The sequence below is a fragment of the Carboxylicivirga sp. genome (genome assembly GCF_982718395.1).
Genome location: NZ_CEXQWX010000170.1, coordinates 1 through 12,443, shown reverse-complemented (window position 1 = coordinate 12,443; position 12,443 = coordinate 1). Strand labels below are relative to the sequence as shown.

At 34.9% G+C, this 12,443-nt stretch carries 9 protein-coding genes; 1 reads left to right on the top strand and 8 read right to left on the bottom strand.

All coding sequences use genetic code 11. The features are described from left to right. The 6 genes from AC4MRQ_RS21525 to AC4MRQ_RS21500 form a co-directional block, all read right to left on the bottom strand. A partial coding sequence (locus AC4MRQ_RS21525) for an alpha-L-fucosidase (RefSeq protein WP_491199789.1) occupies window positions 1–265 on the bottom strand: 265 nt, incomplete at its 3' end. An 18-nt stretch (window positions 266–283) separates the two neighbouring features. Beyond that, complete coding sequence (locus tag AC4MRQ_RS21520; RefSeq protein ID WP_491199788.1) at window positions 284–1,537, bottom strand: glycoside hydrolase family 172 protein; 1,254 nt, start codon at window positions 1,535–1,537, stop codon at window positions 284–286. Between the two features lie 175 nt (window positions 1,538–1,712). Beyond that, window positions 1,713–3,422 carry a RagB/SusD family nutrient uptake outer membrane protein gene (locus tag AC4MRQ_RS21515; RefSeq protein ID WP_491199787.1) on the bottom strand — a complete coding sequence of 570 codons (1,710 nt, stop codon included), beginning with the start codon at window positions 3,420–3,422 and terminating at the stop codon, window positions 1,713–1,715. A gap of 189 nt (window positions 3,423–3,611) precedes the next feature. After that, window positions 3,612–6,944 (bottom strand): SusC/RagA family TonB-linked outer membrane protein, encoded by a 3,333-nt coding sequence (locus AC4MRQ_RS21510; RefSeq protein ID WP_491199786.1) that lies wholly within the window; start codon window positions 6,942–6,944, stop codon window positions 3,612–3,614. A 143-nt stretch (window positions 6,945–7,087) separates the two neighbouring features. Next, on the bottom strand, window positions 7,088–8,080 hold the full coding sequence (locus tag AC4MRQ_RS21505; RefSeq protein ID WP_491199785.1) for a FecR family protein: 993 nt from the start codon (window positions 8,078–8,080) through the stop codon (window positions 7,088–7,090). Window positions 8,081–8,408: 328 nt separating this feature from the next. Then, the gene (locus AC4MRQ_RS21500; RefSeq protein WP_491199784.1) at window positions 8,409–8,996 is read right to left on the bottom strand and encodes an RNA polymerase sigma-70 factor; all 588 of its coding nucleotides are present in this window, start codon (window positions 8,994–8,996) and stop codon (window positions 8,409–8,411) included. A gap of 364 nt (window positions 8,997–9,360) precedes the next feature. Here AC4MRQ_RS21500 and AC4MRQ_RS21495 point away from each other — a divergent pair, with 364 nt between their 5' ends. Next, a complete protein-coding gene (locus tag AC4MRQ_RS21495; RefSeq protein ID WP_491199783.1) occupies window positions 9,361–10,059 on the top strand; it encodes a hypothetical protein in 699 nt (232 codons plus the stop codon). A 535-nt stretch (window positions 10,060–10,594) separates the two neighbouring features. On the opposite strand, the gene AC4MRQ_RS21490 is transcribed toward AC4MRQ_RS21495, so the two are convergent. Together AC4MRQ_RS21490 and AC4MRQ_RS21485 are read right to left on the bottom strand one after the other, a co-directional pair. Beyond that, a complete protein-coding gene (locus tag AC4MRQ_RS21490; protein ID WP_491199782.1) occupies window positions 10,595–11,491 on the bottom strand; it encodes a T9SS type A sorting domain-containing protein in 897 nt (298 codons plus the stop codon). 69 nt (window positions 11,492–11,560) lie between these two features. Next, window positions 11,561–12,443, bottom strand: an 883-nt coding sequence (locus AC4MRQ_RS21485; protein WP_491199781.1) for a PorV/PorQ family protein, incomplete at its 5' end; no start/stop codon positions are given.

The following is a 12,443-nucleotide window of genomic DNA, read 5'->3' as shown; positions in this document are numbered from 1 at the left end:
GCTTGTTATTACCAAATATATTATGCTGTTGTAACCAAAACTGATACCATTCAGTATATGTACCGGCTGGCGACCAGGCAGGAACCGAATATGGTCCCCAATGAATGAAAATACCAAATTTAGCATCTCCAAACCAATCTTGAACAGGTCTCGTATCTAATGACTCCCAATTCGCTTCATATTTAATTTGGTTTGTATTCTGAGAATGTAACATGCCATTACAAGCTGTCACTATAATCAATAATAAAATTAGTTTTTTAACCATCTTCAATATGTTTTAGCTCTACAATTTAGAATAAATCTTTTTGCCCAAATCCTTTAATCTCAACTCCACAGAAGGAAGCTCAGGCAAATTACTTACAGGTCGATCAAGATAAAAATAGGCCGTAGCACATACATCATCACGACGATATATATTCATTGAATAAGGATCAAAATCAGGCGAATTAAATTTATCTTCTTCTAATTCTAATAATCGTCCTTGATATGTTTTGTTATCTTTTCTGCCAAAATACCAAACTGGTATCAGTTCTCCTCCCTTTTCAATCATTTCTAAAACTTTACCTTTTTTCGAACTCCCCATCTGCTGAATAGTAATTTTACAATCCTGATTGAAATATACATAGTCATCAAGATGGTATCTGTAAAAAGCATATATATCATGCTCTTTATTAGAAATTACAGAGCCAACATATCTATTTGAAAAGGTTCCTTGTCCCCATCCAGTTCCAATATAATCTTCAGTGCCAGTATTAACTAATGTAGCATAATCTTTATCTCCATCAAGATAAATTTTCACTTCTCCTTCACCAAACCAACTGCCTTGATATGCTTCACCTCCAATTACACCCATATTGGTTCCTATATATCTCCCACTTCCTTCAACTTTCGGTAAAATCACATAATCTTTACCTAATTCAGTTTTTACATCACGATTCCAATAAGTATGAAAATAAAGAACGTTATCTGGTATATTATCAACTTCTAAATAGTTAATATCATACCAAAACCATACCTCTTTCTTTGATTCATTTGTAATAGTAATTTTTGCATGCTTTTTAAAAGGCATCTTTACATTAGAGTTAAAAGACCTTCCTTCAGGGCTTAAAAATAAAGCACTTTCAAATGGATAAAGTAAACCATGAGCAATACCAAAAAAGTCACCTATTGGGGCACTTACAGCAGGTTTATCAGCATTATCCCAAAACATATCAATTCGTACTGCACGACGCTGTTCTATACTCTTTGCAATAGAACCACTCATCCACATACGTTGAATTATGCCAGACCCCGCAACATCCATTAAAACTTTTGTTTCACCTGGCTGTACAATATAAAAAGCATTCCCTTTCGCTCCTTTATTAGTCATACCTCCTTTTCCCTTTTCCCCATTGGGGTTTTCAGGACTAATCCATCTTGTGCGCACACCTTTCGGTACGGCATCATACATTTCAGTTGCTTTTTTAATGACTGTTTCTTTTGCAGGTTGATTGCATCCTATCAAAACAACAAAGAATAACAATAAATATTTACTCATAAAATAGAAATTTAAATTACTCTAATCACTTATAAAAATTAATTCAAAATAAAATAATGAAATTCTTACGTTTCATATTTATTCTTTTATTCTTCCTTTCTTTATTAACTCATCAATAAAAAGGCCAGCTATAAAAGCTGGCTTTCAATTGATATTTATCCTAATCTAACCATACTCATTCCCACCCAGGGTTTTGAGTTAAATTTTCATTTATTTTTAACTGATGAGTAGGTAATGGAAACAAATAATGTTTTTCTTCAAATTTACGATCTACATTACTTTGCTTTATTATATTACCTTCACCATCTAAATTAAATGTTATTTCACTCCAAGGTAAATCAGTTTCATATTGAGTGCCCGTATATTTCACCCCTGTTAAAGACTGAGGCATTTCCTCTGACGCAGTATACCATCTTCTTAAATCATCAAAACGATGCCCTTCCATAAACAATTCAATAGTACGTTCACGTCTTATTTCTGTACGCATATCTAAATTATTTGCCGTTGCAAAAGCGTTGGTTAATTTTGGCATCCCAACCCTTTCTCTAAGGTGATTTAATGAAAGGTCCAAATCATCATCTGAAATAGCCCCATTTTTTTCATAAACTGCCTCAGCATACATTAAATATACTTCTGCCAATCTGATTATAGGTGCATCTGGAGCAAAAGGCCCCTCAATCTCTACTAAACCTTTTTGTCTCAAATAACCTGTACAAGTTTCATTTCCAAAATTAACAGTAAATGGTGTTCCTCCAGCCTGTGGATCATCCCAATTTCTTATTAATTCAGGAGGGAAATTACCCCAAAACTTTGTAAATGGTTTAACCAATACATTTGTCATGCGGGGGTCTCTGTTTTCATATTCCGAAAGAATCATTTCCCTACCTTGAAATAAAGGTGATTTATCAATCGGTAAACCATCAGTACATAAAAATAAATCTGCAAATTTTCTGGTAGGACTAGGTAAATTGTGTACGCTAATAGTTCTCGCAGGTCTGATATTAATATCAAACTTTTTAACAAAGATGTATTCATTATTATCAGCTTTCGTCAAACCAGCTGCATTCGATACAGCTGCATCTAATAGAAATAAATGCTTATAATTTTCATCATTTAATACATCACGACGATCAAACAATTCAAAATTACCTTTAGTTATTACCGCCTTTGATGCATCAATTGCTTGTTGTAAATAAGTGTCAGCTGACTTTCCCCTAAACTTTTGCCAAGTACCTTCAAATAATGCAACACGTGATTTCAAAGACAATGCAACTTCTTTGCTGACACGTCCAATGTCATTACCAACAATCTCATTATGATATGGTAATACACTAATCGCCTGATCCAAATCATTTAAGATAAATGTAACAACATCCTCACGGCTATCACGAGCTTTCATTAAATATTCCTCATCATCAACGTTTAAAGCAATATCGATAATGGGCACACCTCCCATATCCTTATATAAATTGTAATAAATATAAGCGCGGAAAAATTGTGCTTCAGCTTTATATAACAACACATTCTGTTTTAAACCTTCAGCAGCTGCATCAACTTTCTCAATCAAATAATTCACATTCCGAATCTGAGCGTATGAATTATTCCAAAGCCAACTATCTACAGAAGGGTTATATGAACCATCGCTTACTGCATCCTGATTCCAATTTGCAACGATATCACTTATTCTATCCCTATAGAATAAAGAAACGAAATCAGGTAAATATTCATAAAACTGATTTGCAAATAATTTGAAATCCTGCTCCTTAGTAAAATAGCTTCCTTCTGTGATCTGATCAGTCGGAATCAAATTTAAATCCTTTTCACAGGATATCAGAAAAGAAACACTAACTAATGCTATTAATATATTTTTCAAAATTTTATTCATTTTTTCAAAATTTTATAGTGTAACGTTAATGCCAAATGAATATCCTCTTGGGAATGGAGAAGCTTTTTTATTGAACGGGCTTTCAACATCAGTATGGCCCGGAATATTTCTAGTTTCCCAAATATCTGTTCCAGATACATATACATGCACTTTCTGTAAATCAATTTTTGAAACTAATGACTCAGGTAATTAATAACCAAATCTTATATTTTTCAATCTGAAATACTTATTGTTATACATTACATGAGGTGCATCTGACATCGTATAGTTATAACCTTGTAGACCTTTATTTTGAGTCGTTTTAGGATATTTTGCATTTGGATTATCCTCTGTCCATGTATTGCCATAAAAATGTCTTAGTGGTTGATGCGCCCAGTGCGTAATAGGTCGGCTATCCCAAGATGCCCCATCAAAAACTAACCAATCGTCAACGCCTTGGAATAATACATTAAAAGTAAATCCTTTCCATTCAGCTGATAAAGTAATACCATATCTATAATCAATTCCAGTATTACCTAATAATTTAGTATCACCCGAATTTTCGGTAGGGTTACCATTTTCGTCAACCTCATATACATTGCCTTCTAATTTTCCATCACCATCTAAATCTTTATATCTAACATCACCCACTCGAATAGTGTTAGGTATACCTGAAGTGAATTTACTCTTATATTCTGCAAGCTCTTCTTCATTTTGTATAATTCCATCATAGGCTAAACCATAATATGAGCCTATCGCATGCCCTTCTACAAAAGCATTATGGCCATGTCTTGGCGTAACTGGTTCATCTAATCTCACTATTTCGTTATCCGTATTACTTAAATTGAAACCAATGCTATATTTTAAATCTCTATATGTATTTTGATATTGCACGTTCAATTCCCATCCCCATGTTTTTAAGTGTGCGCCATTAACCGTTGGAGCTTGGATTCCTAATACAGCAGGAAACTCTTTGCTGTAAAACATGTTCTTATTATTTTTCACAAAATAATCATAATTGATTATCAGATTATTATCCAAAGTCATAATATCAACCCCAATATTAGTGGTCTCTACAATTTCCCATGTCCTTGTCGGACTTGCAAGTCCAGCTAATGCAGCCTTTTGAGCCTGTATAGGTGAAGATGGATGACCAAAAGGATAAACACCGCTAATGTTTATTCGAGCAAGAAAATCATATAATCCAATACTTGATTGATTACCCATTTGTCCAAATGAACCTCGAATTTTTGCAAAAGATAATATCTGAGAGTTAATATCTTTCATAAATGCTTCATTAGTTATAGCCCAAGCTCCTGATATACCATAAAAATTAGACCATTTATAACCTTCAGCAAAACGGGAAGAACCATCACGTCTAAAAATTCCTTCAACAAAATATTTGCTGTTATAATCGTAAGATACACGCGAAAATAATGATTTTAAAGCCCAATCAGCTTTGCTTTGATAATTGTATTGCTCATCAGCATCACCAAGAGACATGTGAGGATTTTCCGGGCTAATCAAACCTAATCTTCTATGCGCACCAAATGAATGATTGTTAAATTCTTCATGAGAATAACCAACCATTGCATTTACTATATGCTTTTCAGCTATTACTTTATTATAATCGGCATAAATATTACCTACATAATGCCAGTTTTTCGAAAAATTAACACCCGCAGAATTACGATTCGAATTACTGTTCCTTGAAAATTGATTCCTAAAGTTATATAAATCATAACCCAATGAGGCCCATTCACGGTCATATAAATCAATATTAGTAGAAATATCTGTATTAATTGATAGGTCTTTAAAGGGCTTAATAACAGCTCCTACATTTGCCTTAATACGGTTATTTATACCCGTCGCATCTCCACCAGCTTCATAAGCTGCATAAGGGTTCTGATATGATCCATAATTATAATATTCACCATTAGGGGCAAATACAGGAGCACATTCCATCATCATACCACCCCAACCTTGACCCGTATTATAATTTGTCGGTTCTGTTACTTTTTGTCTTTCTAATGAAATATTAGTTCTTAATTGTATTTTATTTGTTACGTCGTAATCATACTTAACACGTAAAAAATATTTTCTATTATAATTCGTGCCAACAGCCAACATACCCTGTTGATCAACTACACCTATTGAAGTATAATAGTTAGATTTATTTGTTTTCCCTGATACAGATAAATTATAGTTTTGCATTAATGCAGGGTCATATAATACATCCTGCCAATCAGTGTGTCTATACACCAATAAAGTCCCAGTATTATCATATGGCCATGGATGAGTATATTTATTATCATTTCTTTTCACATCCTCCCAGGTTATATTGTTTTCTTTAATGTAATTCATGTTGCTAACAAACATGTTGTCAATAACACCATCATTAACAAATGCATCATGATTCATTTCAATATACTGCAATATATTGGTCGTTTCTGCCTGTGAATCAGGCACATTCAAAGTATAACTTGCCGATGCTTGGATTATAGGCTTTTCACTTTTACCACTTTTGGTAGTAATTACAATAACTCCACCTGCTGCTCTTGCGCCGTAAATAGCCGCCTGAGCATCTTTTAAGATACTAACACTTTCAATATCATTAGGGTTAATTTGATCAAGAGCTAAAGAATTATTCTGCTCATGAGGAATTCCATCAATCACAACTAAAACCCCAGGATTAGAACGACTGGTTGCTCCACGAATATTGATAGCGACACCTGGATTTGCTATTCGACCAGCATTATTTCGAGTAATAGTTAGACCAGGTGCAACACCTTGTAACAATTCAGTTGTATTAGCTACAGGCCTATTTTCAATTATTTTCTTATCTACCGTTGAAATCGCTCCAGTCAAAGATTCTTTCTTTTTTATTCCATATCCAACAACAACAACCTCATCCAGATCAGTAAATTCCTCTACCAATGTTACATTGATCTCTTGTCTTCCTGCAACATTTAATTCCTGATCATCATAACCTATAAAAGAGTACCTTAGTATAACATCAGATGAAGCAACCTTTATTGTGTAGCCCCCATCAATACCGGTTATCACTCCATGTGTAGGGTTGCCTTTTTCATATACATTAACACCGGGTAATGGTTCTCCCGTTTTGTCAACTACTTTACCAGTAATCCTATGTTCATTTTGCTGGGCGTTAGTTTGTGATGTTCTTGACTGACTCTTAATAATAATATTATCACCCACCTTTCGATACAGCAGATCTTCACCTTCCAATAATTTATCAAGTAAATCAAAAACACTGATCCCGGACTCCTTAATGTTAAACCGTTTATTTAAATCAAGCTCGTCTAAGCTAAAAACAAACCCCAGGTTGGATTGACTCTCAATCTGATCCAATACTTCCAAAAATGTTGCATCTTTAGCATTAATGCTAATCCTTTCTTGTGCTTTAGTGCTGGCAAAAGTTACAGATACAAACAAGAACAATAATACGAATGTTGCTTTCATACGTCGTAGCAATTTTTGCTGCCAATATCGACATCGATACAGCTTAATCAATTTTTTCATAAATTTGTAATGTTTAAAGTGATTATTTGAAGCATTCTATTTAAAAGCTTCAATGATTAAATGAATGATAGAGCTGGCTGCAACCAGCTCTATTTCATTATATTATTCCATAGTGTTTCATAGGCAAATTTGATTGTTTGGATTTAGTAAATTATTATAGCGGTGGGAATATCACCCTCCTGTTCCTTAATTTCATATTTAATCTCAACCAGATAATCTAATAACTCCATGGTTGATTGCAAGCTTAAGCCACGAGAGGCATTGTAATATATTTCTCTGTTCTTTAGGGCTTTATTTTTCCACACAACCTCAACTTCATACCAGTCAGCTAACTGGCTCAGTACCTTTTCTAATTTTACACCTTTAAAATAAAAGCGATTTTGACTCCAGGCTAAAGATTCCTGATGATCAAAAAATTCTAACTCAATCTTTTTATCTACTTTGGAAAACACTGCTTTTTGACCAGGTTGCATGCTTACCTGCTTTTGATTCTCAACATGAAGATCAACAACACCTTCCATCAGGATGGTTTCAACGAATTCATCTTCTGTTCTGGCTTTAACATTAAATAGAGTTCCTACATCTACAATAACAAGTTCATCACAATCCACAAAAAAAGGCCTCTTTTCATCATGAACCACCTCAAAAGTTGCCTCTCCTTCAATTTCCACTTTACGTTTTTCGTCTTGAGAATATTTTATGGTTGTATTGGCATTGAGCTTTACTTTAGATCCATCTGGTAAAGTGATATCTGATATGCTTCTGCTGCCAGACGAATAAACGTATAATATTTCTCCGCTTTGTTTGTATTGAGTCTCTCTAAGAATTATATAAGCACCAGTTCCCCCCAATAATAATGATAGAATAAACACTGCTGCGTAACGTATAAACTTTAAGTAAATATTCTTTGGTTTATTTTGACGAATCTTGTACCAAATACGATCTAACTCTTTCTGTTTTTCTTCTGCTGTTGCAACTTTAGTAACACCTGTCTTCACCCACAGATCGTATTGCTTCATAAATAACTCTTTGAAGTTGGGTTCATTGTCCAGCCTCAGCAATAACGATTCTTTTTCAACCTCTGATAATTCATTGGCCAAATACCGTGTAATTATACTAATGTCTTGTTTTTTCATCTTCAATAGTCCATATAGACTGCTTTAATTACTAGACAATCTGTAATATGGTTTCCCTAGTGAGATTGTTGTTTTTTTAAAAAAGAAAAATAAAACTCGCAATTAACCAGACATTTACATTCAACAAATGTGTAAATAGTTTTTCAACTTACATTCTAAATCTATGAGTTTTTAATGTATATTATTGATGAGATAAAGAATGTCCCAAAGCAAATCTCAAGGCACTTGAAGGCGTTTGTTCCGCATCCACGCTTTGAAAGTTAAAGAATTAAGCATCCATTGATTAAAAGAAAAAAGCCAGAAAGGTTTCACTTATTGTAAAGGCAATTTAATCGAGTAAGTTTGAAATAATTGAGATGACAGATAAATATTGTGCTAACTCTTTTTTTAATAAACTCAAAGCTTTTGACATATGGTATTCTACAGTCTTCTCTGAAAGATTCAGTAAAGAAGCGATATCTTTGTATTTTAAATTATTAAATCGATTTAGCTTAAATACCTTCTTACACTGTTCCGGAAGTTTATCTATAGCTTCGTCAATTTTCTGTTTAAGCTCTTCAAATTCTACATCGCCATACTGCATTCGTTCTAAAGCCTGATATCGATACTCCATTTCTTTCCACAATATCTCCTTTTTACTCTTCAAGATAAATTCGTTTCGCTTTAACACATTAAGGCAATTATTCTTTACAATCGTATACAGAAAATTCTTGATATTGGACACATCAGTCGAAGCATGACGATTCTCCCACAATTTAACAAATGCATCCTGCACAACTTCTTTAGCATCATCCCTCTCTGGCAAATACTTCAATGCCAGGTATAACATCATATCATAATACCTGCCAAACAAATCATTAAAGGCTGATTCATCTCCCTTACTAAGTGCAATAAGTAATTTTGCTTCTGAACCCATCTTATGATCTTTGCCAACAAAGAAAAAAACAATATCTCATTATTACAATTCTATAATGTTTAGGGGTGATTAATTAGCCGCATCTAGTAATTGTATTCAATTATAGGAAAGACGAGAAGTTTTGCTACTTTACTACCATTAATCCGGCAAATCAATACGTTCACCATATAAATACGATCATTAAACAAACATCTACAAGTGCGTGATGAGTGTCATGTTCTTAATTATCTAAATAATGCTATTTTTAAGTTAAAATATTGTAAAGTAAACCGCCGGCACGTCATCAACCTAGCATGATTGGCGTCGAGCATTGGAAGAGGAGGCCCGCGGAGCTTTGCAATATAGGATTTAAATATCTTTAAACATGAGTTACACCGAAGATTTTAACGCATGGAAAGAACAAATTGTGGCAGTACCTGATAAAGAGACGAAACTGCCTAACCAACCGGTGGATGAGTTTGCTGCCAGTGCAGAGACCTTGGCTGTGGAAGCCACTAAAGACAAAGAAGCCTTTTCCACAGCAGGTATGAATGTAGAAATTATTGATGAATTAAACCCATTGGCCGGTGCCTTGCGATACTGCCAGGCTGAATGGATGAGTGAGTACCGGGCCCGTCAGGAAGCTCAGAAAGAGTGGTTAGAACAATCACCTGCTGCTTTTGATGAACGCAATGAATTATTACACCATTTTAAGTTTGCTTATCGTCATCACTCGGACGTATTAGCCAAAGTGATTCGAATTAGCGAAGGACATGATCGACTGGATATGATCCAGGATCTGGTTGAGCTAGCTGTAATAGGTGAGAAAAACCCTGAGCCTTTGACCGGAATTAGTTTTGACACAACACGCTTACAAAGTGCCAGAACCTTGTCGCATCATTTGAAGGATTTACTAGCGGAAGCCAACGGTTCATCGGATCAAAGCAGTGCTACAAAATCACTTCGTGATAAAGCTTATACCTTATTATTTGAGAAGGTAAGCCTTATTCGTGAATATGGGCGCTACGTTTTCTGGAAAAATGAGGACAGACGCGAGAAGTACTACAACAACTATAAGGGTTAATACCGAAATAACCGGAACAAGCCATTGTGATAAGCAAATTACTAATCAATCATTTGCCATACAATTGCTAAAAGACGCCAAACCCTTGATTTTATTAGCCCCGAGGTCTACAGAGGTAGTCCATCGGGGCTTTATACCATCCCCTGGGCCTGGTACCCCCTTCCATCGACCAAATATCCTATTCAACAGGCCATAGAAACCGTCCAACAGGTCTATAAAACCCTCCAATCGGGTACAATTTTGGAATCAAGAGGCCTGATTAACCATCCAATCGGCCTAAGAAAGCAATCAATCGGGTAAAGATCGAATTCAAGTGACTTAATATGTGCTTCCATTGGTGTGACTGAGTGATCAAGAGCGTGCTGTTCTAAAGTTAATTAGCAAAGATTATATAATTAATCCTTCTTACCCAATGAACATTATTTTAAGTTTCGGATTATTCAATTTTCATTTAGCACTTTAAAACCAATTATTGCTATAACTCCTAAAAAAGTGGGGCAAAGCCCCACTTTCGTCCATTACAACTTAAACCTGATTACTTAAATGTAATCTTTTTGCTTATTTTATCTTCTCCATGTTGAATGGTCAGTACATAAATACCTTTAGCAACATCGCAAGTAATTTGCTCTTTTGAGTTTATTGAGTTTTTCTCAAAAACCTTTTGGCCTGCCAAGTTGAAGATGGTAACTGTACCATTAACCAATTCATCTGCTAACTGAAGATTAAGAGTACCATTTGATGGATTTGGATAAATACGGGTATTTTCCAGTAAGTCATTTTCATTAATGGCAGTAGGTGTACCTTCAATTTCAACAACAAAATATAGTTCCTGGCTTCCATCACAATCAACCCAGGAACCATCATATGCATACTTATCATTATCGCTATGCACAATTGCTCCAACCGGATTAGTTATATCGTGCTGATCCGGTTCAACACCAGTCAAAATGAGGCCGCCATTTCCATCGTCAGTTCCTAATGATGCCCAATTATGGTAAACGACTTCTGAGCCAGCGTAACCACTCATTCCTTCAAATGCAACTTGTGTCCCATTATTATCATTATTACCATCTAAAAAGTAACCTTGGATTTCATATATATCTCCCATTACCTCTTCTTCCATAGTGGCGAACTTAATTCCAATATAAACCAAAGCAAAATTTTTATTATCGGAATCACTCGCATAGTCGCTGGCTACATTAGTGACTATTGCATTATGAATCGCTTCATTTTCTTCTGCCGTTTCAGGCTCAGCCAGATAGCCTCCCATTACAATGGCTTCTGTTACTGCATCATTCCAATTTTTTTTAACTTTTACAATGCGGTAGGTTGAACCATCATGTGTAAATTCATGATAATCAGAACTTGCTATTTGAGCATTAACTGATAAAGTAACCAACACGGCTACAATTGCTGTGTAAATCTTTTTCATTTTTATATAGATTTAGTTTAAAAATATGAGGACACCATTAAGGGCATGATGTCCTCTTTAATTATTGTATTATTTGAACTTTAAATCATTAAGACTGGCCTGTACTGAGAATTGCAAGTGATTTTTATAGAGGTAACTATTAGAACTGTTCGCATAGCCAACATCCAGTGTCAGCCACTTCCAGTTGTAACCTATTCCGGCTCCAAAGTACTTAATACCAAAATTTTCTTCATTCTCGTAATGGTAACCACAACGCACAGCCAATGTCTTCTTATAGATGTACTCCACACCTACTGAAAAGATTAACTCTGATAGTAAATCATCATTGCCCCAAGAAGATAAGATATTGGAAATTGGACTCTCATTGGCAACATCCTGCTCATCCTCGTCTGCGATCATATATCGACCAAAATCGAAATTGAAAGACAGTTGATTGTCATCATTTATAGCATTGTGCAGACCAACACCAAGCATTAGTTTAGCTGGCATATACTGCGTATACTCCGCACTGTATTCAATTTTATTACCCAGATTGGACAAGCTCAGTCCGTATGATAATTTCGATTCGTTCAATACCTTCAAATCAGTCGAACCGTAGGCTGAAATATCAACACCAATAGTACTTTTCACATCGTCTACTCCGTAATACTGGTTATTTGAAACCGTTGGTATCCGCTGGTCTGACAAGATATACTTAAAGGTTACTGCCATCGAAAAATGCTTCGATAATCTGCGTGCATAAGCCAGATCGAACATAAAGTCGTTCATTGACTTAACAACAGGCATATCACTCACATTTTGCATAAACTCAAAATCACCATAGGAATAGTTTCGAACTGATAAGCCGATGCTTTGTTTGCTGTTTATGTTGTAATAAGTATTAAACGAAACCAAACGCACATCATCCGCTATTTCTTTCATTAATGGCACATAGTTGAGCGACAAATTGTAT